Origin of the sequence: Nocardia sp. NPDC047038 (assembly GCF_040644075.1) — a bacterium.
GTDB classification, from domain to species: Bacteria; Actinomycetota; Actinomycetes; order Mycobacteriales; family Mycobacteriaceae; genus Nocardia; species Nocardia sichangensis.
On sequence record NZ_JBEYVQ010000002.1, the window covers coordinates 588,644 to 611,212 of the forward strand.

Annotated in this window: 22 protein-coding genes; 14 read left to right on the forward strand and 8 right to left on the reverse strand. The window is 67.1% G+C overall.

The features are described from left to right. Positions 1–12 precede the first annotated feature (12 nt). Entirely contained in the window at positions 13–1,230 is a 1,218-nt protein-coding gene (locus tag ABZ824_RS10985) for a hypothetical protein (RefSeq protein WP_356963115.1), read from the reverse strand. 144 nt (positions 1,231–1,374) lie between these two features. Between ABZ824_RS10985 and ABZ824_RS10990 the strand changes: the two genes are divergently transcribed. The 3 genes from ABZ824_RS10990 (at position 1,375) to ABZ824_RS11000 (ending at position 3,926) form a co-directional block, all read left to right on the forward strand. Continuing rightward, positions 1,375–1,950 (forward strand): TerD family protein, encoded by a 576-nt coding sequence (locus ABZ824_RS10990; protein ID WP_355071149.1) that lies wholly within the window; start codon positions 1,375–1,377, stop codon positions 1,948–1,950. A 159-nt stretch (positions 1,951–2,109) separates the two neighbouring features. Continuing rightward, entirely contained in the window at positions 2,110–3,207 is a 1,098-nt protein-coding gene (locus ABZ824_RS10995) for a DUF475 domain-containing protein (RefSeq protein WP_355071148.1), read from the forward strand. A 95-nt stretch (positions 3,208–3,302) separates the two neighbouring features. Beyond that, positions 3,303–3,926, forward strand: a complete 624-nt coding sequence (locus ABZ824_RS11000; protein WP_356963117.1) for a Tellurium resistance — start codon at positions 3,303–3,305, stop codon at positions 3,924–3,926. 1 nt (position 3,927) lies between these two features. Here ABZ824_RS11000 and ABZ824_RS11005 read toward each other — a convergent pair whose 3' ends face one another. Continuing rightward, a complete protein-coding gene (locus tag ABZ824_RS11005; protein ID WP_355071144.1) occupies positions 3,928–4,824 on the reverse strand; it encodes a DMT family transporter in 897 nt (298 codons plus the stop codon). Positions 4,825–4,907: 83 nt separating this feature from the next. Here ABZ824_RS11005 and ABZ824_RS11010 point away from each other — a divergent pair, with 83 nt between their 5' ends. Beyond that, positions 4,908–5,441 carry a CGNR zinc finger domain-containing protein gene (locus ABZ824_RS11010; protein ID WP_356963119.1) on the forward strand — a complete coding sequence of 178 codons (534 nt, stop codon included), beginning with the start codon at positions 4,908–4,910 and terminating at the stop codon, positions 5,439–5,441. Here the strand turns inward: ABZ824_RS11010 and ABZ824_RS11015 are convergent. Next, positions 5,438–6,829, reverse strand: a complete 1,392-nt coding sequence (locus ABZ824_RS11015; RefSeq protein ID WP_356963121.1) for a hypothetical protein — start codon at positions 6,827–6,829, stop codon at positions 5,438–5,440. The genes ABZ824_RS11010 and ABZ824_RS11015 overlap by 4 nt on opposite strands. A gap of 214 nt (positions 6,830–7,043) precedes the next feature. On the opposite strand from ABZ824_RS11015, the gene rpsF reads away from it, so the two are divergent. The 5 genes from rpsF (at position 7,044) to dnaB (ending at position 11,960) form a co-directional block, all read left to right on the forward strand. After that, positions 7,044–7,331 (forward strand): 30S ribosomal protein S6, encoded by a 288-nt coding sequence (rpsF, locus tag ABZ824_RS11020; protein ID WP_039803204.1) that lies wholly within the window; start codon positions 7,044–7,046, stop codon positions 7,329–7,331. A gap of 88 nt (positions 7,332–7,419) precedes the next feature. Next, positions 7,420–7,956 (forward strand): single-stranded DNA-binding protein, encoded by a 537-nt coding sequence (locus ABZ824_RS11025; protein ID WP_039803206.1) that lies wholly within the window; start codon positions 7,420–7,422, stop codon positions 7,954–7,956. Between the two features lie 58 nt (positions 7,957–8,014). Further along, a complete protein-coding gene (rpsR, locus tag ABZ824_RS11030) occupies positions 8,015–8,266 on the forward strand; it encodes a 30S ribosomal protein S18 (protein WP_043700357.1) in 252 nt (83 codons plus the stop codon). Between the two features lie 17 nt (positions 8,267–8,283). Then, positions 8,284–8,736 (forward strand): 50S ribosomal protein L9, encoded by a 453-nt coding sequence (gene rplI, locus ABZ824_RS11035; protein ID WP_355071139.1) that lies wholly within the window; start codon positions 8,284–8,286, stop codon positions 8,734–8,736. 629 nt (positions 8,737–9,365) lie between these two features. Further along, positions 9,366–11,960, forward strand: coding sequence for a replicative DNA helicase (gene dnaB, locus ABZ824_RS11040; RefSeq protein ID WP_356963123.1), 2,595 nt, complete (start codon positions 9,366–9,368; stop codon positions 11,958–11,960). An 18-nt stretch (positions 11,961–11,978) separates the two neighbouring features. Here dnaB and ABZ824_RS11045 read toward each other — a convergent pair whose 3' ends face one another. Next, complete coding sequence (locus ABZ824_RS11045) at positions 11,979–12,392, reverse strand: MerR family transcriptional regulator (protein WP_355071136.1); 414 nt, start codon at positions 12,390–12,392, stop codon at positions 11,979–11,981. A 26-nt stretch (positions 12,393–12,418) separates the two neighbouring features. Next, positions 12,419–13,435 carry an NADP-dependent oxidoreductase gene (locus ABZ824_RS11050; protein ID WP_356963125.1) on the reverse strand — a complete coding sequence of 339 codons (1,017 nt, stop codon included), beginning with the start codon at positions 13,433–13,435 and terminating at the stop codon, positions 12,419–12,421. Between the two features lie 194 nt (positions 13,436–13,629). On the opposite strand from ABZ824_RS11050, the gene ABZ824_RS11055 reads away from it, so the two are divergent. Next, on the forward strand, positions 13,630–15,303 hold the full coding sequence (locus tag ABZ824_RS11055) for a cutinase family protein (protein WP_356963127.1): 1,674 nt from the start codon (positions 13,630–13,632) through the stop codon (positions 15,301–15,303). 113 nt (positions 15,304–15,416) lie between these two features. Here ABZ824_RS11055 and ABZ824_RS11060 read toward each other — a convergent pair whose 3' ends face one another. Then, positions 15,417–16,637, reverse strand: coding sequence for a hypothetical protein (locus tag ABZ824_RS11060; RefSeq protein WP_356963128.1), 1,221 nt, complete (start codon positions 16,635–16,637; stop codon positions 15,417–15,419). A gap of 249 nt (positions 16,638–16,886) precedes the next feature. Between ABZ824_RS11060 and ABZ824_RS11065 the strand changes: the two genes are divergently transcribed. From ABZ824_RS11065 to ABZ824_RS11080, 4 genes are all read left to right on the forward strand, one after another. Beyond that, positions 16,887–17,798 (forward strand): DMT family transporter, encoded by a 912-nt coding sequence (locus ABZ824_RS11065; RefSeq protein ID WP_355071129.1) that lies wholly within the window; start codon positions 16,887–16,889, stop codon positions 17,796–17,798. 102 nt (positions 17,799–17,900) lie between these two features. Then, complete coding sequence (locus ABZ824_RS11070) at positions 17,901–18,566, forward strand: class I SAM-dependent methyltransferase (protein WP_356963130.1); 666 nt, start codon at positions 17,901–17,903, stop codon at positions 18,564–18,566. Between the two features lie 134 nt (positions 18,567–18,700). Then, on the forward strand, positions 18,701–20,044 hold the full coding sequence (locus tag ABZ824_RS11075; protein WP_356963132.1) for a wax ester/triacylglycerol synthase family O-acyltransferase: 1,344 nt from the start codon (positions 18,701–18,703) through the stop codon (positions 20,042–20,044). Positions 20,045–20,262: 218 nt separating this feature from the next. After that, the gene (locus tag ABZ824_RS11080) at positions 20,263–21,387 is read left to right on the forward strand and encodes a nitronate monooxygenase family protein (protein ID WP_356963134.1); all 1,125 of its coding nucleotides are present in this window, start codon (positions 20,263–20,265) and stop codon (positions 21,385–21,387) included. 113 nt (positions 21,388–21,500) lie between these two features. On the opposite strand, the gene ABZ824_RS11085 is transcribed toward ABZ824_RS11080, so the two are convergent. Next, a complete protein-coding gene (locus ABZ824_RS11085; protein WP_356963136.1) occupies positions 21,501–21,635 on the reverse strand; it encodes a hypothetical protein in 135 nt (44 codons plus the stop codon). Between the two features lie 127 nt (positions 21,636–21,762). Continuing rightward, complete coding sequence (locus tag ABZ824_RS11090) at positions 21,763–22,539, reverse strand: GntR family transcriptional regulator (protein ID WP_356963137.1); 777 nt, start codon at positions 22,537–22,539, stop codon at positions 21,763–21,765. Between the last annotated feature and the right edge of the window lie 30 nt (positions 22,540–22,569).

Genomic DNA, 22,569 nt, shown 5'->3' on the forward strand with positions numbered 1-22,569 from the left:
GTTGCCCCATTCTCATTCTCGTCGTGGTCCTGCTTGTCTTCTCATTCGATCCACTACCCCGGCTATGAATTCGGTGACGGCATCCAGTTCCGCCACATAGGCCCAGTAGTCGGGGTGACGCCCCGACAGTGTTTCGCTGATTCGGTCGATTCGTGCCGCTTGCGCGTCGAGGACCGAGCCCCATTCGGCGACCAGCCCGCGGCTCACCGCGAGCATCTGCGCGTCCCGCAGCCGGAATCGTACGGCCTTGGCCTGTTCGTGCGGGTCGGACCGAATCGCACGCAGCAGGCCGAGCCGCTTGGTGACGGCGTCGACTCGCTGCTCGGCCTCGGCGAGGAACCCGCGCGCGGATGTGGTCAGATCAAGTGCAAACTCCGGATTGTTCTCTACCGCCGCCGCACGCGCCCTGCCGAGGGCCGCGTCCGCGGCCTCGATGGCTCGCTGACTTTCCCGCTCATTGTTAGCCAGATCGGCCGAACTCGCAGCATTGAACTCGCGCAGCAGCGCCGAGAACGCCTGCGGAACGCCTTCGGCCCTGGTCCGGACCGCGGCAAGCCGGGTTGTCACGGACGATATCGCGTTGTTCGCGGCCGCCGCCCGAGATGGTGCTTGCGCCAACGCATCCGCCAGCTCGTTGGTGACCGCCTGCAGATGGTTCGCGGCCTCCCGCACGGTGCCCGCGGACCCGCCGGAACCCGCCGCCTCCAGTGTGACCAGCGCCTCATCGACCGCGGCGGCGTGCCTGCGCACCGACGGATAGTCCGCGAACTCCGATTCGGCGGCCCGCCCGCGCACACCGGCCGCGGCGACCTTGACCTGCTGGGCCAACTGCGGCACCGCGCCGAGCACCGCCACCGCCTCCTCCAGCTTGCCCTGGTCGCCGCGATAGAACTCGTCGACCGCGCGCGCCGCGTCGGCCAGTTGCCGTGCCGCCGCGTCGACGCGCTGCCGACCCTGCGGCACCAGCGGGCCGCCCTGCTGCGCGGCCTCCAGCTCGGCGCTCAGCGTCAGATACACCTCCGCGGCGCCATAGCATCTGTGCCGCAACGGTTCCCAGCGCGCGCCCGTGCGCCGCTCGGGGAAGATCTGATCGGCGGCGTGCACCGCCGCCTCGGCCGCGCTCTGGCGCCGATCCATGTCGAGAAAAGCCGTCGCCAGCGTCGTGCGGGCATGCTCGATCCACTCGTCGTTCCCCGACGAACGAAACCATCCACGCCTCCGGCCTGCCACGCCCCGATGGTAGGAGATCTTCCTGTTCGCCGGGGGTTACGCGGGTTCCTACGAAAGTTCGCGGAAACCTACTACTGTCGATGGCGTCCCCGGCGATCCGGACATGCTGGGAACCAATGACGGACTATTGAAAGGGAATCCCGCATGGGTGTCAGTTTGTCCAAGGGCGGCAATGTCTCGCTGACCAAGGCGGCGCCTAACCTCACTGCTGTCTCGGTCGGCCTGGGGTGGGATGTGCGGACCACCACCGGCACCGACTTCGACCTCGACGCCAGCGCCATCGCGACCGGCGGGGACAAGAAGGTCCTGTCCGACCAGCACTTCGTCTTCTTCAACAACCTGCGTTCTCCCGAGGGCTCGATCGAGCACGCGGGCGACAACCGGACCGGCGAAGGCGAGGGCGACGACGAGGTCATCAACGTCGACCTGGCGAACACCCCGCCCACGATCGAGAGCATCTTCTTCCCGGTCTCGATCTACGACGCCGACTCCCGGTCGCAGTCCTTCGGCCAGGTCCGCAACGCCTACATCCGTGTCGTGGACCGCAGCAACGGCGAGGAGCTCGCCCGCTACGACCTCACCGAGGACGCCTCGACCGAGACCGCCATGGTCTTCGGCGAGCTGTACCGCAACGGCGCGGAGTGGAAGTTCCGCGCGATCGGTCAGGGCTACGCCTCCGGTCTGGCGGGCATCGCCCGTGATTACGGCGTGAACGTCTGAGCACCACTTAGCTGTTCACAGGGGGCCCGGCGACGGGCCCCCTCGTCGTGCCACCCAGGCATGCCGGCGCCCTGGGAGCAACGTTGGACAACCGGCGATCCAGCAGCCACGCTGGTAGCAAACGTCGCCGCCTCGTTTTCACTCACGAAAGGTCCCAGCGTGGTCCTGCGCATTTTCGGCATGTCCCTCGTCGTCACGGTGCTCTCGCTCGTCGTCGCGGTCGTGTACGGCGGACCGACCGCCCTCGCGCTCGCCGCGATCCTCGGCATCCTCGAGGTGTCGCTCTCGTTCGACAACGCCGTGATCAACGCCACCGTCCTGGAACGGATGAGCGCGTTCTGGCAGCGGATCTTCCTCACCGTCGGCGTGCTGATCGCCGTGTTCGGCATGCGGCTGGTCTTCCCGCTGGCGATCGTGTGGATCACCGCGGGGCTGGATCCGGTGCGGGCCTTCGACCTGGCCCTCAACCCGCCCCCGGACGGTGCCCTTACCTTCCCGGACGGCAGCCCGAGCTACGAGAAACTGCTCACCGACGCGCATCCGCAGATCGCGGCGTTCGGCGGTATGTTCCTGGCCCTGCTGTTCCTCAACTTCATTTTCGAGGAACGCGAGATCACCTGGCTGAGCTGGCTGGAGCGGCCGCTGGCCAAGGCGGGCAAGCTGGACATGCTCTCCGTGGTGGTCGCGGGTGCGGGCCTGATCCTCACCGCGGAGTTCATCGCCGACGAGGCGCACCGCTCGACCGTGCTGGTCGCGGGCCTGCTCGGCATGATCACCTACATCGCGGTGGACGGGCTCGGCTCCATGTTCCACACCGAGGAGCAGAGCGGAGGGCCGTCGGAGCTGGTCAAGGCCACCGGTAAGGCGGGCTTCTTCCTGTTCCTCTACCTGGAGGTGCTCGACGCGTCGTTCTCCTTCGACGGCGTGATCGGCGCGTTCGCCATCACCTCCGACCCGATCATCATCGCGCTCGGCCTCGGCCTGATCGGCGCCATGTTCGTCCGGTCGATCACGGTGTACCTGGTTCGCAAGGGCACGCTGTCGGAGTACGTCTACCTGGAGCACGGCGCGCACTGGGCGATCGGCGCGCTCGCGGCGATCCTGCTGGTCTCGATCGGAGTGCACATCAACGAGGTCGTCACCGGCCTGGTCGGCGTCGCGTTCATCGGTGCGGCGTTCATCACCAGCATCGTCCGCAACGGCCGAGCGGACGAAGAGGAACTGGACAGCGAACGGGAACCGACGCCGGTAGGCTGATTCCCGGCAAGCAGCCCGAAGACCCGTTGCGGCAGCGGCCCCATCCCGAGGGATGGCCGCTGCCGCTCTCGTTTCCACAGAGGGGGGATCGCGCCATGGCGATCGACGACAACCCCGGCGGCGTCAACCTGTCCAAGGTGACCCTGTCGAAGGCGACACCGAGCATCAACCTGACCAAGCCGGGTGAGCAGCAGGGCACCATGCGGGTCAATCTGAACTGGTCGAGCGGACCGAAGGGATTCTTCCGCCGCGCCAAGCCGATCGATCTCGACCTCGGCTGTCTCTACGAACTGTCCAACGGCGCCAAGGGCGTCGTCCAGGCGATCGGCGGCAATTTCGGCACGCTGGAGGCCGAGCCCTACATCCGGCTCGACGGCGACGATCGCAGCGGCGCGGCCGCGTCGGGCGAGAACCTGCACATCGACCTCGCGCGGCCCGAGCTGTTCCGGCGCATCCTGATCTTCGCCTTCATCTACGAGGGCGTGCCGAACTGGGCCGCCGCCGACGGTGTGGTGACGCTCTACCCCACATCCGGTCCGCAGGTCGAGGTCCGCCTCGATTCTCCGGTGGACGGCGCTCGCTCGTGCGCCATCGCCCTGCTGCAGAACCAGGGGGCCGGGATCACCGTGCACCGGGAAGTGCACTACATCAACGGCGCCCAGCGCGAACTCGACCAGGCATACCGGTGGGGTATGCAGTGGCAGGCCGGGCGCAAGTAGGTCACCGCGGCACGGGCACCGGCTGCCGCGCGACGACCGCCGACGCCGGCTTGCGAGCCGCGAACACCAAGCCCACCAGGCCGATGGCGAGTCCGGCGACGGTCAACGGTCGCAGCGGCTGATCGATCAGCAACCAGGCCAGGATCGCGGTCACGGCGGGCGTCGCGAAGAACAGCTTGCCCACCCTGGTCGCGTCCCACCGGCGCAACATGGCGTTGAGCAGCAGGAACGCGGCCATGGAGTTGACCAGCACCATCCAGATGAGCGACCCGGCGAACCGGCCCACGTCCGACACGTGCACTTGGCCGGACAGCCAGGTCAGCACCCCGGCGATCGGCGCGCTGATCGCCACGTGCAGCGCCGTGGCCGCCCTGGGATCGACGGTGGGCGTGAATCGCTTCTGGTACACGGTGCCGATGCTCAACCCGAGCAGCCCTGCCACGCACAGCAGCAGTCCGGCCAGGGAGAAGTGGGACTGGTCGAACACGGCGAGTGCGACTCCGATGCCGCCGATGCCGAAGCCGAACCACTGCCGCATCGTGACGACTTCGCCGATCAGTCCGGCGCACAGAGCGATGACCACCGGATTCAAGCCCTGCACCAGCGCGATCACCGCCGCCGAAACATGTTCGGCCATCGCCGTGTAGAACGCGCCGAACTGGACCATCTGCATCAGCAGCCCGGCGACGAGCACGTGACGCAATTGGCCTCCCTGCGGCCACGTGACCCGCGCGAGGAGGGCGTAGGCCGTGAGCAGCACTCCCGCGACGGCGAAGCGCACGAACAGCACCAGTAGCGGCGGCGCCGCGCCGACCCCGATCACCCCCGCGATGAACGCACTGCTCCACAACAAGACGAACAGCGGCTGCGCGGCCACCATCGCGAATCGGCTCTGCACGGACCCTCCTCGAGTAACCACCTTGGGTGGTTATCACAGTGGCATCCGGTTCAATAACCTGTCAAGGCGGTTACTATGAGGAGGTGTTCACCTTCGTGAGCGGCAACCTCGCCCTGGACTTCGCCGGTACCGTCATGGGGCGCTCGACCAGGTTCGAGGACGTCCTCTCCACACCCGCGGCGCTGGCCGACTGGATCGTCGCCGCGGGCCTGCTCGACAGCCCGCCAACCGGCGAAGCGGACACCCTCGCGCGGGCGGTGCGCTTGCGTGAGGCGGCCTATCGCATGGCGCTGGCCGCTGCCCGCGAAACCGCCTTCGACGACGGCGATCGCCGGACCGTCAACGAATTCGCCGAGGGCGTCCCGCCCTCGATGAGCCTGCGCGCCGACGGCACGGTCGTCCGTTCCGGCGACGCGGACGCGGCCTTGGCCGCCGTCGCACGTTCCGCGATCGAGTTACTGGGCAGCCGGGCGCTCGTCAAGGAGTGCGGTCGCCCCGTGTGCACGCGGCTGTATGTGGACACTTCCCGTGGCGGCTCGCGCCGATGGTGCGACATGACCCTGTGCGGCAACCGCGCCAAAAGCGCGGCCTTTCGGGCCCGGCACGGTGGGCCTTAGACCACCGGAACCAGATCGCGGGGGTCGGACCGCGCGGCCCGGGGCGTCATCGAACGATTTCCACGCGGCGCCGCCCACAAGAAGACGAAGAAGAACACGATCAGCAGGCTCGCGCGCCCCCACACACCGAATTGGACGATGTGCTCCATCAACTCGACCGACTTTCCCGTACCCATCGAGTAGAAGTAGCGGAACACCCCGATCCCGATGGCCGCGTCGGCGACGAGATAGCTGCCGACCAACCACCAGGGGATCTCGAGCAGCACCAGGAACGGCACCAGCCAGAGGGTGTACTGCGGGGAATGCACCTTGTGGAACAACAGGAACCCACACAGCATCGCGCCGCTCACACCGACCCACGGGAACACGCCGGTCGCCAGGTAGCGCCGCCAGCCGAGCCACATGGCCAGCGCGAACGCCGCGAGCACCAGCAACGGGGAAGCGACCGAGACCAGTTGCTGGAACGCCGCCTCGCTGCGCGGATCGGGACCGAACATCGGCCGAAGTCCCCAGTACCAGATGGAATTCGTGGTGATATCGGCCTGACGCAACTGCTGGAAGGTGATGGACGCGCGCCAGCCTTCGTAACCCACCAGCGCGAACGGCAGATTCACCACTACCACGGTGCCGATCGCCGCGCCCGCGGTGAGCAGAGCGCCACGGACGTCCGGTCCGCGATCGCCCGCTCCCGCGTCGCGCTCGCCACCGCCGGTGAGCACGTACGCCAGCAAGGGCAACACGAAGATCCCCGGGTACAGCTTGAGGCAGAACCCGAGCCCGAGCAGCACCGCGGCCACGATGCCCCTGGTACGCACCGAGTAGCGGGTCAACGCGGTCATCACGTAGACGGCCGCCACCGCCGTGCACACCACCGGAAGCTCCCAGTTGTGGAAGGCATAGAGCACCAGCGGCGGTCCGACCGCCCACAGCAGGGCCGCGCCCCCGGCCAGGCGAGCCAGCATCCACGCGGTCAGCAACGCGAAGGGCGCCAGCAGCAGCGCCGAGTACCGCAGGAAATCGGCGTCATTGTGCGCGCCCACCGCGCCGAACCACATCAGCACGCCGCTGAGCACCGGATATTCCACCGCGCCGCCGACCAATGCCCCGTCGTCGGTGATGCCGCCGGTCACATAGGGAAAGACATGCTCGTTGATGTCTCGGCCGAGCCAGAGGAATTGGATATCGGAATAGCAGACGTCCGAATCCTTGATCACATCGAAAACCGTGCTGCGCCCGTCCCGGTCGAACGGCGCACCCGCGCAACGCGCCTTGTTCGCGTACGCCAGCGCGAGGACGAGACCGCAGAGCAGCACCACCACCACGGCGAACGCCGCGCGGCGTCGCACGCCACCCGCGGGCAGGTCGCTGGCGGCGAGTCCGGTCGGCATGGATCCACCCTAGGCGGACGGTCGGGGCCGTGCCGCCATTCCCCTTCCTAGCGACGCGAACGCGCGAGCCGAACACGTGCGAGCCGGGGCGGCTCGCGGGGCGATTTCACTGCTCAGGTGCCGCTCATGTAGCCTGTTCGGGTTGCTGACGCAACGACCCTCCTGCCACGGACCGTCCGTGGCCGTTTCCTAGTCCACAGGAGGTGATTGGTCCGTGCGTCATTACGAAGTGATGGTCATCCTCGATCCGAGCCTGGACGAGCGCACTGTTGGTCCGTCGCTGGACAACCTGCTCAGTGTCGTTCGCACCGAGGGCGGCAAGATCGACAAGGTCGACATCTGGGGCCGCCGCAGGCTCGCCTACGAGATCGCCAAGCACGCCGAGGGCATCTACGCCGTGGTCGACCTGACCGCCGAGCCCGCCACCGTGAGCGAGCTCGACCGCCAGCTCGGTCTCAACGAGTCGGTGCTGCGCACCAAGGTTCTGCGCCACGACAAGTAGTCCGGCAACCCTCGTTTGCGTCGGAGCCTGTGCCTAGGCTCTAGCGCAACAGCGAGACGCGGACTGCACACCGAGCAGGAGGAACCACATGGCAGGCGACACGGTCATCACCGTCATCGGAAATCTGACGGCCGACCCGGAGCTTCGATTCACACCGGCGGGACAGGCGGTGGCGAATTTCACCGTCGCGTCGACTCCCCGTGTGTTCGACCGTAATTCGAACGAATGGAAAGACGGCGAAGCGCTGTTCCTGCGCTGCAATATCTGGCGCGAGGCCGCAGAGAATGTCGCTGAAAGCCTGACCAGGGGTTCCCGTGTCATCGTGAGCGGACGGCTCAAGCAGCGCTCCTACGAAACCCGCGAGGGTGAGAAGCGCACGGTCGTCGAGCTCGAGGTCGACGAGGTCGGTCCCTCGCTGCGCTACGCCACCGCGAAGGTCAACAAGACCAGCCGCGGCAGCGGTGGCGGCGGCTTCGGGTCCGGGTCCGGCGGCGGTGGCGGCTATGCCTCCTCCGGTGGTGGCGGTGGGCGTTCCGGCGGTGCCGAGGACGACCCTTGGGGCAGTGCGCCCGCGGCAGGCTCCTTCGGGGGCAACAGCCGCATGGATGACGAACCGCCGTTCTGAGAACGGCCACAACGGCCCGCACGAATTCGGGCCATCACTGATTACGGAGTACAAGACCATGCCTAAAGCGCCCGCGCGCGAAAAGGTGCTGAAGAAGAAGGCTTGCTCGTTCTGCAAGGAGAGCAAGACCGGAACCGTCACGATCGATTACAAGGACACGGCGTTGCTGCGCAAGTACGTCAGCGACCGCGGCAAGATCCGCGCCCGCCGCGTCACCGGCAACTGCGTCCAGCACCAGCGTGATGTCGCGGTTGCGGTCAAGAACTCGCGTGAGGTCGCGCTGCTGCCTTACGTGTCGACGGCTCGCTGAGAAAGGGAGGCACGCCAATGAAGTTGATTCTTACCGCTGATGTGGACAACCTCGGTGCCCCCGGCGACACCGTTGAGGTCAAGGACGGCTACGGCCGCAACTACCTGCTGCCGCGCGGCCTGGCGATCGCGGCCAGCCGTGGCGCGCAGAAGCAGGTCGAGGGCATTCGCCGGGCGCAGGAAGCCCGCCGGGTCCGCGACCTGGACCACGCCAACGAGCTGAAGCAGGCCATCGAGAACCTGGAGTCGGTCTCGCTGGCGGTGAAGACCGCGGGCACCGGCAAGCTGTTCGGCTCGGTGACCCAGTCGGACGTCGCGGCGGCCGTCAAGGCGGCGGGTGGCCCCGTCGTCGACAAGCGCAGCATCGAGCTGCCGAAGGCGCACATCAAGTCGACCGGCAAGCACGCCATCCTGGTGCACCTGCACCCGGACGTGGCGGCGAAGTTCGACCTGACGGTCACCGCCGCCTGATACCAGGCATCGCGTCGAGGACCACTCCCGTCCGTTCACGGGAGTGGTCCTCGGTCGTGCTCTGCTGCCGCGAGCCGCTTTGTAGCTAATTATTTGCCGGATGACCGAGCGCGTCATCAGGGACAATCTGGGCCGCACCGCACACCGCAACGACGCCTGGTCTACCCAGCCTGTGGATTACTGGTCGAACCGACCGTCCGCAATGTGATTCAGGCCATATGCAGCTCACGTGCTGTTAACCCAACACGCCCGGCTGTTCAACTTGGCCGACACGCCGGTACTTCATTAATCCACACCTGGAAGAACGCGGAAGTCCATATCTATCTGCGTATTTGACCCCGCCGACCTGGGTTTTCCCCAAGTTGTACACAGGGGGTGCACACGGTTGAGTGAACTCTCCCCAAGTTATCCACAGCTGTGTGCACAGTGCGGTTTGGTGCACAGCCAGCGGGTCGCCTAGGTTCGTCGCATCGCTGCGCGCGGGCCGCTCCCGAGCGCGCGCACGGACCGGTGCCGCGGCGGTAGCTGGAGCCCTGGTCAAAGGCTTTTTCGAACGTGTCGGTGCCCGGGAGTAAAACGAGTCGACAGGGTGCATCCCGGTCGTGGGGTAGAGAGGACGGTCGAGTCTGGTGACAACCACCGATGACCGCGGGCACACGGACTTCCCGCCCGAACCTCCCGGCGAGGACTTCGGCCGCCAGCCTCCGCACGACATGGCGGCCGAGCAGTCGGTGCTCGGCGGCATGCTGTTGAGCAAGGACGCCATCGCCGACGTCGTCGAGGCGATTCGGCCCGGCGATTTCTACCGTCCCGCCCATCAGGCCATCTACGACACGATCCTGGATCTCTACGGGCGCGGCGAACCCGCCGACCCGGTGACCGTCGCCGCGGGCCTGGACCGCCGTGGCGAGCTCAAGCGCATCGGCGGCGCGCCCTATCTGGTCACGCTCACCCAAACCGTGCCGACCGCGGCCAACGCGGGCTACTACGCCGAAATCGTGGCCGAGAAGGCCATTTTGCGCCGCCTGGTCGAGGCGGGCACCCGCATCGTCCAGTACGGCTACGCGGGCGCCGACGGCCAGGACGTCGCCGAGGTCGTCGACCGCGCCCAAGCCGAGGTCTACGAGGTCACCGAACGCCGCACCAGCGAAGACTTCCTCCCCCTGGAAGAACTGCTCCAGCCGACGATGGACGAAATCGACTCCATCGCCAGCCGCGGCGGCATCTCCCTCGGCGTCCCCACCGGTTTCACCGAACTCGACGAAATCACCAATGGCCTGCACCCCGGTCAGATGATCATCGTCGCGGCCAGGCCTGGTGTGGGCAAGGCGCTGGCCCTGGATACCCCCCTTCCGACACCCACCGGATGGACCACCATGGGCGAGGTCCACGTCGGCGACGAATTGTTGGACGCGAAAGGTCGTCCCACCCGCGTCGTAGCGGCGACCGAGGTTTTGTCCGGGCGTCCCTGCTACGAGGTGGAGTTCTCCGACGGCTCCGTGCTCGTCGCGGATGAACAACATCAATGGCTCACGGAGACCAGGGCATCCAGACGGTCGAAACGGGCAGCTGCCGAGGTGCGTACGACCGCCGAGATCGCGAGAACGCTTCGGTGCGACACCGCGGATCGCAGACTGAACCACTCGGTCAGCAATTCCGGCCCGCTACAACTGCCTGCGCGCGCCCTGACGGTGCCGCCCTACACGCTGGGCGCCTGGCTCGGCGACGGAACGTCCGCCGCCGCACAGCTCACCTGCGCCGATCCAGAGATCATCGCGCGAATCGAGGCCGAGGGGATCGTCGCGGTGCCCTCGCGGTCGGCTCGGCTGCGTTATCAGCTGAGATTGCCGGCCGACGAGCCGATCGCCGCACGCGAGTGCCTGGTCTGCGGCAAGGAATTCGTTCCTTTCACCAGCGAGGTCCGCACCTGTGAGCGGTCCTGCGGCGGAAAGGCTCGGTTCCATTCGGCTCCCGTGCCTGCACCGCGCTGCCCGAATTGCGGCGAGCGGTCGATCGGTCTGCGCCTGTGCCAGAAGTGCCGGAACACCGTCGGGAGCGTGCAGGCGCGCCTGCGGTCGCTCGGTGTCCTCGGTGACAAGCACATTCCCATCGACTACCTGCGCGCGTCCGAGCAACAGCGACGGTCCCTACTGGCCGGTTTGCTGGACACCGACGGCACCGTCACCAACGGCGGCTCCGTACAGTTCGGTGTCACGAACCCCCGGCTCGCCGCAGACGTGCACGAGCTGATCGTCGGCCTCGGTTACCGCTGCCATATCTCCACCAAGCGAGTCCGAGGTCGTTCCGAGGAATCCTCCACCGCCTACATCCTCACCTTCGCTACCGACGACGAGGTGTTCGGTCTGTATCGGAAGGCTCTGCTGCACAAGGAACGGCGCGCCAGCCGCAGCACGGTGCGATCGAACTCGCGATTCGTCGTCGATGTGCGCCGGATCGACAGCGTGCCGGTGCGCTGCGTCGAAGTGGACAACGCCGATCATCTGTATCTGGCCGGACGCTCGATGATTCCCACGCACAACTCGACGCTGGGAATGGATTTCATGCGCAGTTGCTCGATCAAGCATGGCTTGGCGAGCGTCATCTTCTCCTTGGAGATGAGTCGTACCGAGATCGTCATGCGGTTGTTGTCGGCGGAGGCGAAGATCAAGCTCGGGGATATGCGGTCCGGGCGGATGAGCGACGACGACTGGACCAAGTTGGCGCGGCGGATGAGTGAGATCAGCGAGGCGCCGCTGTTCGTGGACGATTCGCCGAACCTGACGATGATGGAGATCCGCGCCAAAGCGCGGCGGCTCAAGCAGCGCCATGATTTGAAACTCGTGGTCGTGGATTACCTCCAGCTGATGACGTCCGGCAAAAAGGTCGAATCCCGTCAGCAGGAAGTCTCGGACTTCTCCCGTAATCTGAAACTGCTGGCCAAGGAACTCGAAGTGCCGGTGGTCGCGATCAGCCAGCTCAACCGCGGTCCCGAACAACGAACCGACAAGCGCCCCATGGTGTCCGATCTCCGCGAGTCGGGATCTTTGGAACAAGACGCGGATATGGTCATCCTGCTGCACCGTCCCGACGCTTTCGAGCGCGACGACCCGCGCGGCGGTGAGGCCGACCTGATTCTCGGCAAACACCGCAACGGCCCCACCGCGACGATCACCGTCGCCCACCAATTGCATTTGTCGCGGTTCGTGGATATGGCGCGCGGCTGAGTTCGGGGGAGGCTGGGCTCAAGTACCGCACGGCTGTTGGTCTTCGCCAGTCGGCTCGCTCGGGCTGTCCTGTGCCAGCCACGGCATCCGGTCGATCAGGCGATCACGTAGTTCGATCAGATTCGCGATGCGCCGATTGAGCTCGGCGAACCGTGGTGGGCCGACGGATGCGTACCCGTTGGGGCACCGCGGCTCGAACGGGAAAGTTTGGGGCAGGTCGCGGTCGAGGTAGGGCACGAACGCGCGGACATCGTCGATGGTGAATCCGGCATCGAGCAGTTCCCGGATGTTGTGTACCCGCTTCACCGCCTCTTCGTCGTAGCGGCGGTAGCCCGAAGTGGTGCGTTCACAGGTGAGCAGACCTCGTTCCTCATAGAAGCGCAGAGCGCGCGTGGTCGTTCCGGTCCGCTCCGCCAGTTCACCGATCAGCATTGTCGTGTCCTTCCCGTGGTGACTGTTCAACGCGTGAGCCGCACAACTACTTTCCCGGTGTAGCGACCTCGCACCAGGTCGAGCAGTGCCTGTGGAGCGTTTTCCAGCCCATCGACGACATTCTCGGCGTGCCGCAGCGAACCCTCGGCGAGCCACTGGCGTAACCGCCGTCCGAATTCCGGCGCCAGATCCAGGTGATCGAGGGCGGTGAATCCGCGCAGTGTGATTCGCTTCGCGATCACCGGCAGCAGGTCTCCGGGCCCACCATCGGGCGTCCCACCCGCGCGCTGCCGGGCGAGCGCGCCGCACAGGGCGATTCGTCCGCCGACGTTCATCGTCTCGATCGCGGCGCGCAGTTGCGCGCCGCCGACGTTGTCGAAATACACGTCGACCCCTTCCGGCGCGGCTGCCCGGAACTGGTCGGACAACGGCTGGTCGTGATAGTCGAACGCCGCGTCGAAGCCGAGCTCGTCGATGACGTAGCGGGCCTTCCGCGGTGATCCCACGCTCCCGACGACTCGCCCGGCGCCGAGCAGTCGCGCGAGCTGGCCGGCCAGGCTTCCGGTAGCTCCGGCGGCGCTGGAGACCAGAACGGTCTCACCCTCGCGTAACCCCGCGACCACGGTCAGCCCCACATACGCGACCAATCCGAAACCGAGGTACGTCGACGGCGACGGATACGCCTGTGCGTCGACGACCCGAACGCTGTCGGCGTCCGCGATGGCGTACTCGCGCCAGCCGTGTTGGTGCAGCACCAATGCTCCCTCCGGCACATACTGGTCAGCGGACGCGACGACCTCACCGATCGCGCCACCGGACATCACTTCGCCGACAGCGAAGGCGGGCATCGGGATTTCGGGATATCCGCCGATTTGCATCAGCATCCCCGGATCGAGCGACAGGTACAGGTTGCGGATCAGCACTTGTCCCGGTGCGGGATCGGGTACCGCCTCTTCGATCAGCCGGAAGTCCGGCAATGCCGGCAATCCGTTCGGTCGCGCGGCCAGCTGAATCGCTCGGGAGGTTCGCGTCACAGTCTTCATGCCCCGACGCTAAGGATTGACGCATACGTGAAGGTCAAGCAGCAATCAGGCGCGAGGGGACGCTTCGCGGTTCGAACCCTTCCATCCGGCACTAAGTAACGCTCAGGGCCCCTACCACGACGTCCTCGGTGACGTATGGCCCGTCGGGGGGCTTGTCCGTCCACTTTGTCGGTGTATGGAATGGAAATCAGGACATGGCTCTTCGCGAGTTCTTCGCGCGGCATCGCATCGCTTCGGCGGTTGCCGCTCCGGCGGTGCTGGGCGTGGCGGCGGTGGTCGCCACCTCGTTGGCGTTGACGTCGACGCCGGAAACCAGGGAAACCCAGCTCACGACCTCTGTCACGGAATGCCGCGACATGGTCACCATCTCGGTGGCCGGTCGCAACGACACTCCGGTGGAGGGGACCACCAGGATGCTGGTGGATGCCAACGGCAACCCGTTGCCCGCCGCGCTGTCGGGTGATCACAGCAGTGAGTGGGTCGATCCGGTCGTCAACGCACCGGCCGACGACGTCGATCCGGACGCGTACGCCGCGGTCTACATCGCCTATCCGGCGAATATGTCCACCTACGAGGACGCTGTCAACGCCGGTGTCGCGAACACCGAGCGGGTGATGCGGGAGATCGCCCAGGCGTGCCCCGACACCAAGTTCTCGATCGTCGGCTACAGCGAGGGCGCCGACGTCGTCCGCCGCGTCGCGATGCAGATCGGCCATCAGGAACCCGGCCAGGACGGCGCGTACGGGATCGTGGATCCGGACGACGTCGTCGGCGTCGTCATCCTCGCCGACTCGGGTCGCTCGGCGGGCGACGGGCCGTTCCCGGGATCGAAGGACCCGTTCAGCAACCCGGACGGCTTCGACCAGCAATATCAGAACGGCACGAACGCGGTTCCCGGGCAGGGCGCGGTGCGCGGCACCAGCGGTGACTTCGGCGCGCTGAACGGCAAGATCGCGTCGTTCTGCTCCGACGGCGATCTCACCTGCTCGGCGCCGCAGAACATCTCCCTGCTGCAATTGGTGGTCAATGTCGGCAGGCAGTTGAACGTGGACGCGCTCGAGCGCGACGGGCTCACGCCGGCGACCGGGCAGGACGTCGCCGTGGTCCTCGGCCGGATCGCGATGGCGGCGTTCGCGGACATCCAGTCGCAGCCGAACTGGATGCAGAGCGACGAGACCTTCCTGCAGGTGCTGCTGCGGGTGTCGGACCCGGCGTACAAGCCGGGTGAGAAGAAAGCGCCGGTGCAGGCGGACTCCATTGCCACGAACGACATGTCGCCGCTGGCCTACCTGCCGCAGAAGGTGCTCAACGAGATCGTCGGGCTCATCGTGACGAACCAGAACACGATCCCGGTCATCCTCAGCGACCCGTACAACCTCACCCTGGGCCCGAATCACACCGGTCACCACTTCGACTACTGGGACGACGCGGACCCCGCCGCGGGCAAGCCGCTGACCTCGGCGGAGTACGCGGCCGCGTGGCTCACCCATCTGGCGAAGCAGGCGCAGGCCGGTAAGCAGGTCGACCCGACATCCAAGCCGCAGGAGGCGGACCTGGCCGCCGTGTACAAGGCGGCGGAGACCACCTCGGCGGCTCCGACGACCGAACCCGCCAAGAGCTCGACCACGGCACCGAAGCCGACCGGCGCCGCCCCTACGACGACCGGCACCACGGACCGGCCGACGACGACGGCGCCGACCTCGACCACCACCTCGGCGCCGGTGGTCACCACCACCACGCCCGCGCCTGCTCCGGTCGCGGCGCCGGTCGAGACGACGAAGCCGACCACCACCACCACCGAATCGACCACGACGACAACGCACTCCGCGGCGCCGACCACCACCGCGACCGCGAAGGCGTCGAACTGATCGACCCGCGGGCCGCGATCACAGCCGTTCGGCGTGATCGCGGGCCGCGGCGTATTCGCCCGCCAACGCGCGAGCGGTGACGTGTAACCGGGTGCGCTCGGTGTCGGGCGGAATCAGTCGTGCACGGCGCGAAGGTTGCGGGCCAGCACTTCGACGCGATGGCGTTGGAGCTGGGTGAATTCCTCAGGATGATGGATTTCCACACTCAGCCGTCCGGCGAAAGTGCTGATGACGCAGGTGCCGCCGCCCGGTTGCTGCGGACGGCGGCCGGTCAGGTCCGGCTTCGCGAGCATGGTGGAGTGGAAGTCGTCGATGCGCAGCTCGTCCTGCTCGGGCAGCGGCGGGATAGTGCCCCAGTTGGTCGCGATGACCACGCCGGGCAGAGCCGGTCGCGGCGCCGCCGCCATGTCGGGGATGCTCAACGGCGTGCGTTGCACGATGCCGGCGGCCAGGCCCGCGTGCAGCGCCGCGCCGATGCCGCGGGCCGATTCCACCAGCGTGACGGCGGATTCGGGGGAGAGGTAATTGGCGAAACCGAGGACGTTCGTCCCTTCGGTGGCGGAGATTTCGGGGCTCACCCTGGTCCGCAGGTCGACGGAGTACAGGTAGAGCAGCCCGGTGAGCGGTAGCTCGCGGATCTCGGCTTCGGTCCGCAACAGCGCCGCCGACACCAGACCGTGCACCGTGACGTTCTCGCGATGTCCGAGGGCGACCAGCGCCGCGGTCTCCTCTCGGGAGAGCCGGCATCGGGTGGTGTGCAGCGTCGGATAGTCGTCGTCGCGCGGCTGCGGTACCTGTGGCGCGGTAGCAGCGGCCCCGGCTCCGGGCAGCGCCATCTTCTCGATGCCTCGCGCCGCGAGCAGATGCTCGATCGATTCGGGGAACGCGTGCACCGGCGACTCGGGGATCTTTCCGCCGACCGCGTCTCGATACCCGGCCCAGAACTCGGTGACGATGGCGAACGCGTGGAACGCGTCCGCGATGCTGTGATGGATCACGAGGGTGACGCTCGCGGTGTCGCCGTCGCGTACCACGCACAGCCCACAGACGCCGGTGCGCTGGTCGAATTTCGCTCCGCTGAAGGCGAATTCGGTATCGCCGTCGGCGACGAAGACCTGGGGTGCCGCGTCCGTCACGGTGAAGACTCGACCGCCGTCGGCGGACGACTCGATGCGGGCGCGCAGAATGGGATGCGCCCGGGCGACTGCCTCGAAGGCGGCTGTCAACGCGGGCAGGTCCAACCGACCGGATACCCGTGCCGCATAACCGATGAAGACCTCGCCCGCGGCGAACATCTCCTCGCTCGGGGCCAGTCGGCGGATGACGTCGACCACGATGATGCCTTCCCTTCGCTCCGGGCGAAGACTAGCCCGAACAACGTTGCACTCGCGCATCATTCGCTCAAATGGGACGAACGGGACATGGAACCGGAGCGAACCGGCCTTGCCGGAGCGGGGAAGTGGATCTGTCGGATGATCGGATCACCTGGATAAGCTCCCAGTGGTCGAAAGCGAGCGGAGCATGTTCTCAACCCCCGGCACCGAATCGGTCGCCGTCCGTCCGCACCGCGCGGTGGTCGTGCGATGACCCGCCGCGGGTGGGCCCTCTTCCTGGCGATGGGCGTGATCTGGGGCGTGCCGTACGCCATGATCCGCATCGCGGTGGAGGATCTCGACCCGATCGTGGTCGCGTTCGGCCGCACGCTGATCGGTGGCTTGCTGCTCCTGCCGGTCGCGCTCTACGCCGACGCGCTGGCGCCGGTGTTCCGGCGATGGCGGCCTCTGCTGCTCTACACCCTGGTGGAGATCACCGGGCCGTGGTTCCTGATCGGATACGCCGAGACCACGCTGCACAGTTCGACGGTCGGCTTGCTGATCGCGGCGGTGCCGCTGATCGCCGTGGTGATCGTGACCGTGCTCGGCCACGACCGGTTCGACGCGAGCCGGGTGGTCGGCCTGCTCGTCGGGTTCGCGGGCGTCGCCGCGCTCGTCGGCTTGGATGTCGATTCGGGGAATCCGGCGGCGATCGCGGCGATCGGGCTCACCACGGTCGGCTACGCGGTCGGTCCGATCGTCATCAATCGCGCACTGGCCGATCTGCCCCCGCTCGGTGTGGTGACCGCATCGCTGCTGCTGGCGGCGGTGATCTACGCGCCGTTCGCGGGGTGGCTGCGCCCGTCGCGCATCACCGCCGACGCGGCCTGGTCGGTGCTCGGCCTCGCGGTGATCTGCACGGCCGTAGCGTTCCTGTTCTTCTTCGCGCTGATCGCCGAGGTCGGCCCGGCCCGTGCGACGGTGATCACCTACATCAATCCCGCGGTGGCGATCCTGCTCGGCGTCACGGCGCTCGGCGAGCCGCTGACCGCGGGCATGGCGATCGGCTTCCCGCTGGTCATCCTCGGTTCCGTGCTGGGAACCGCGCGCGGTCGCGACACAGCGGCACGAGCGGACGCGCCCGCCGCGCCGGAGGCTGCCGCCCAATTACCCGAGAGGTGATCGCCACGGCGCCTGATCACCCGGCACCGCGTCTACGAGGACGGCCTCGCCGTCGCCCTGGCATTCGATTCGGGGGAGTGAGCACGTAATACGCTGCTCCGGGTGCTGGATTCGACCGAAGACTTCGCAGACGAACACCCTGACGTGGCCGTCACCCGAGCCGCCTACGACGACGTCGCCGAGCTCTACACCGAGCTTTTCCGCCACCACCTCGCCGGTGCGGTGCTCGATCGGGCGATGCTCGGCGCCTTCGTGGAATCGGTGGCGGGCAACGGCTCCGGCCCCATAGCCGATGTCGGCTGCGGCCCGGGACGGATCACCGGACACCTCGCTGCGTTGGGTGCGCAGGTATTCGGAATCGATCTCTCGCCGCGAATGGTGGAGCTGGCCCGCGTGGAACATCCGCAGCTACTTTTCGCGCAAGGTTCCGTAGAGCAGCTACCGATAGGCAACGAGGCGCTCGGCGGCATAGTCGCGTGGTATTCGTTGATTCACCTCCCACCGGATCGCGTGCCGCACGTGTTGAGCGAGTTCCATCGGGTACTCGCAAGCAAAGGGCACGTGTTGCTGGCTTTCCAGACGGCCGACCAGCCCGACGCGGTGGAAGCCTTCGACCACAAGGTGACTCGCGCCTACCGGTGGGCGCCGAAGCGTCTCGTGCGTCTGCTCGGTGACGCCGGGTTCGCCATGATCGCTCGCATGGTGCGCGAGCCGGGTCCCGACGAGCGGTTCGGGCAGGCCTACCTGCTGGCCTCGAAGGTTCGGTGATTCACCGAACGCGGTCCGTCGCGCCCGGGTAAGTTTGTCGTGTCGCGGCGGTTTCATGGCTGCGCGGGCCCGCCGACAACGTGGTCGATTCGTACTCCGAACATCCTCACCATGTCGTCAGGGGGCGACTCATCATGGAATTCATCGCGCCGGTCGATGCCGTCTTCTTGCTCGCCGAATCCCGCGAACAGCCGATGCACGTGGGAGCGTTGCAGCTGTTCGAGCCGCCGGAGGACGCCGGAGCGGACTTCGCCGCACAAGTGCACGACAAGCTATTACGCAGCACCGACATCGATCCGGCCTTTCGCAAGCATCCCGCGACGATCTTCGGGTCTCCGCAGATGGCGTGGACGCGCGCCGAGGACGTGGAACTCGACTATCACGTGCGGCGGCTGGCCGTGCCCGGGCCGGGACGCATGGACCAGCTCGTCGAGCTGGTCTCCGGCCTGCACGGCAGTCTGCTCGACCGGCACCGCCCGCTGTGGGAGTTCCACCTGATCGAGGGCCTCGCCGACGGCAGGTTCGCACTGTATTCGAAGATGCATCACGCGTTGATCGACGGCGTTTCCGCCCAGCGTCTGCTCCGGCGCACGCTGACCGGCGATCCGTCCTCGAGTGTCACGCGCGTGCCGTGGCACCTGCCTCGGGGCAGGCGTAGGACGCCGTCCGGTACGGATGGTGTGGCGCGAAACCTGTTCTCCGCCGCGACATCCGGCGCATCGGTGCTGCGTGCCGCGCGCACCGCGCTGTCGCGGCAGCAGCTGACCCTGCCGTTCGCGGCGCCGCGCACCATGTTCAACGTCCCGATCGGCGGCGCGCGCCGTGCGGTGGTGCGGTCCTGGCCGTTGGAACGGTTGCAGCAAGTGAAGAAGGCGACCGGCTCGACGCTCAACGACGTGGTGCTCACCATGTCGGCGGGCGCGCTGCGACGCTACCTGCTCGAACGAGACGCTCTGCCGGACAAGCCGTTGGTCGCGATGGTGCCGATGTCGCTGCGCGCCGAGGACGACGACGAGACCAACGGGGTCAAGGTCGGCGCGGTGCTGTGCAACCTCGGCACCGACATCGCCGATGCGCTGGAGCGCCTGCAGGTGGTCGCCGCGTCGATGCGCGACGGCAAGGACGTCTATCGCACGCTGTCGTGCAATCAGACGATGGCGTTGTCGGCACTGATGCTCAGCCCGCTCGCCCTCAACCTCGTGCCCGCGCTGATCCCGTGGACCAGTCCGACCTTCAACATCGTCATCTCGAACGTGCCCGGGCCGCGAGAGCCGATGTACTGGAACGGCGCGCGTCTCGACGCGAGTTACCCGCTGTCGATCCCGTTCGACGGTCAGGCGGTGAACATCACGCTCACCTCCAACGCGGGCAATCTCGACTTCGGCCTGGTCGGCTGCCGTCGCAGTGTGCCGCAGCTGCCCCGTCTGCTCGACCACCTGGAGGAGTCGCTCGCCGAACTGGAGCGCGCCACCGCCTGATCCGGCATCGCATTCCGCAGAAAACTAGAACGTGTTACTGTCGAGGCATGGTGCGAAGGCCAGTCGAGGATGCCGCAGCCGCTTCATGGCGATATCAGCGGCTCGCGGTGGACTCGACGTGCGGCGACCAGGCCGAACCGAGCGCCACTTATGCAACTCGTTCTAGTACATCTGCGCCGCGCCGTTCGCGGCGGAGCAGTTAGGGAGACCAGCACGCCATGCGTACCGAAATCTGCGAACGGCTCGGGATCGAATTCCCTATCTTCGCCTTCACCCACTGCCGCGACGTGGCGGCCGCGGTCAGCAATGCGGGCGGACTCGGCGTGCTCGGCGCCGTCGGCTTCACCGCCGAGCAGCTCGAGGTCGAGTTGGCTTGGCTGGATGAGCACGTACAGGGCGTGTACGGCGTCGATCTGGTGATTCCCTCCAAGTACGAGGGCAAGGGCATCGATGGACTGAGCCCGGAGGAACTCGAAGCCAAGCTGGCCGAACTGGTCCCGCAGGGGCACCGCGACTTCGCCGAGAAGATCCTCGCCGACCACGGCGTGCCCAAACTGCCCGAAGGCGAGCACCACAACCAACTGCTCGGCTGGACCGCCACCACAGCGGGCCCGCAGGTGGAGGTGATTCTGCGGCACCCGAAGGCGAAGCTGGTCGCCAACGCCCTCGGCACCCCGCCCGAGGACGTGATCAAGCAGGTGCAGGATTCCGGCCGGTTGATCGGCGCGCTGTGCGGTTCGGTCAAGCACGCGCTCAACCACAAGCGCGCCGGCCTCGACTTCGTGGTCTGCCAGGGCACCGAGGGCGGCGGCCACTGCGGCGAGGTCTCCTCGATGGTGCTGTGGCCGCAGGTCGTCGATGCCGTCGGCGATCTGCCCGTGCTGGCCGCGGGCGGCATCGGCAACGGCCGCCAGGTGGCCGCCGCGATGGCGATGGGCGCGGCGGGCGCGTGGACCGGCTCGGTGTGGCTCACCGTCGAGGAAGCCAACGTGCCGCCCGCCCAGATGCAGACCTACATCGACGCGACCAGCCACGACACCGTACGTTCGCGCGCATGGACCGGCAAGCCCGCCCGCATGCTGCGCAACGACTGGACCGAGGCGTGGGAGCGGGCCGATACCCCCGACCCGCTGCCGATGCCGCTGCAGATGATGGTCGCGTTGGAAGGCGTGAAGCGCGGGCACCGTTATCCGGAGGCCGCCAAGGACGTCAACTTCAATCCGGTCGGCCAGATCGTCGGCATGATGAATCGGGTGGAGCGTTCCGCGGATGTGGTCAACCGCCTGATCCAGGAGTACGTCGAGGCGTGCGAGCGCCTCAACAAGCTCAACGGCGGGGCCTGAGTCCGGGCGTCGATTCCGGGACGGCGATGCCGTGCGGCATCCGTCCGGTCGAAAGTCCGGGACGATCGCACCGGCGTAGCGGCGGCCACCCCTACGCCGGTGCGATCTCCGGTTCACGACTTCGGGCCGAACTCGACCCCGCTGCCCAGAAGCACTCGGTCGCTGAGACCCTGTGCCGGAGACGATTTCGTCGTGGTCAGCGCGGTGCGCAGCGGCCCGAACACCCACGCGAGCCGCGGCCGATTCATCCCATTCGACCTATTAGCGTCTGGGACAGATGCCCTCAGAGAACGCAGTGGCCCAGCTGACTTCGGCGCAACGAGCGGATGGTCGGCACAAATCGTCCCAGACGCACTGTGCAGCGTACGAAAACGACTAGGCGCTGGCGGCCTGCTTCACGCCGGCGCTTTCCTCGATGCCGACCACCAATTCCTCGAAGCGCGCGATCACCTTCTCGTGGTACATGCCGAACAGATCCTCGAACAGCGCCAGCTGAGCCTCGCTCGGCCCCGAGCCGGAATCCCACACCGCGGCCAGCGCTCGCCAGACCAGAACGTGCAGATCCGGCGCGCCCGCGAAATACGCTTCGACCGCCTCCGGCACCTCGAGCACCGTCTCACCGATCGAGTTCAAGATCGCCCGCTGCATGGTGAGACCGAGCGTGGTCAGCAGTCTGCGCACCAGCGCGACCTCGAGCGCCAGCATCTGCCGCAGATCCGGAACCTGCTGACGCGCCAGGGATTCGAGCTCGTCGATGGTGGATTTCAGTTCGGCCGAATCGATCCGCTGTTCGCCACCGGTGTAGGCGAGCAGCGTCTCGAGCACGAGATTGCGCTCGACGTCCACGATGTCGCGGAACATCTCCATCGCGATGTCCGGCATGGGAATCGAGAATCGGAACAGCTGGCGGTACACGTCCACCCCGCCCGCCTCTCGGACGTCACGGATCGTGAATCCCTTGCCGCGCCGGGCTTCGACGAAACCGTACGACTCCAGCCTGCCCAGCGTCAGCTGCGCGGTCGCGCGGTTCATATCGAATTCCTCGGCGACCTGACGCACCGACGGCATGAGATCCCCCGGCTGATATTCCCCCGCGGCAACCCGGCGCGCCAGCTCGTCGGCAACGTCGGCGACCACCGTCTGGGATCCCATCGAAGTCACCTTTCGACTACTTTCGAACAC

Excerpts from the sequence above, each read along its gene's own strand:
- ABZ824_RS11065 (WP_355071129.1), top strand. The coding sequence starts at position 16,887 with ATGACCCGCCGCGGGTGGGCCCTCTTCCTGGCGATGGGCGTGATCTGG.
- ABZ824_RS11080 (WP_356963134.1), top strand. The coding sequence starts at position 20,263 with ATGCGTACCGAAATCTGCGAACGGCTCGGGATCGAATTCCCTATCTTC.
- ABZ824_RS11085 (WP_356963136.1), bottom strand. The coding sequence starts at position 21,635 with ATGAATCGGCCGCGGCTCGCGTGGGTGTTCGGGCCGCTGCGCACCGCG.
- rplI (WP_355071139.1), top strand. The coding sequence starts at position 8,284 with ATGAAGTTGATTCTTACCGCTGATGTGGACAACCTCGGTGCCCCCGGC.
- ABZ824_RS11050 (WP_356963125.1), bottom strand. The coding sequence starts at position 13,435 with ATGAAGACTGTGACGCGAACCTCCCGAGCGATTCAGCTGGCCGCGCGA.
- ABZ824_RS11075 (WP_356963132.1), top strand. The coding sequence starts at position 18,701 with ATGGAATTCATCGCGCCGGTCGATGCCGTCTTCTTGCTCGCCGAATCC.
- ABZ824_RS11045 (WP_355071136.1), bottom strand. The coding sequence starts at position 12,392 with ATGCTGATCGGTGAACTGGCGGAGCGGACCGGAACGACCACGCGCGCT.
- rpsR (WP_043700357.1), top strand. The coding sequence starts at position 8,015 with ATGCCTAAAGCGCCCGCGCGCGAAAAGGTGCTGAAGAAGAAGGCTTGC.
- ABZ824_RS11015 (WP_356963121.1), bottom strand. The coding sequence starts at position 6,829 with ATGCCGACCGGACTCGCCGCCAGCGACCTGCCCGCGGGTGGCGTGCGA.
- ABZ824_RS11000 (WP_356963117.1), top strand. The coding sequence starts at position 3,303 with ATGGCGATCGACGACAACCCCGGCGGCGTCAACCTGTCCAAGGTGACC.
- ABZ824_RS10990 (WP_355071149.1), top strand. The coding sequence starts at position 1,375 with ATGGGTGTCAGTTTGTCCAAGGGCGGCAATGTCTCGCTGACCAAGGCG.
- ABZ824_RS11025 (WP_039803206.1), top strand. The coding sequence starts at position 7,420 with ATGGCAGGCGACACGGTCATCACCGTCATCGGAAATCTGACGGCCGAC.
- ABZ824_RS11055 (WP_356963127.1), top strand. The coding sequence starts at position 13,630 with ATGGCTCTTCGCGAGTTCTTCGCGCGGCATCGCATCGCTTCGGCGGTT.
- ABZ824_RS11090 (WP_356963137.1), bottom strand. The coding sequence starts at position 22,539 with ATGGGATCCCAGACGGTGGTCGCCGACGTTGCCGACGAGCTGGCGCGC.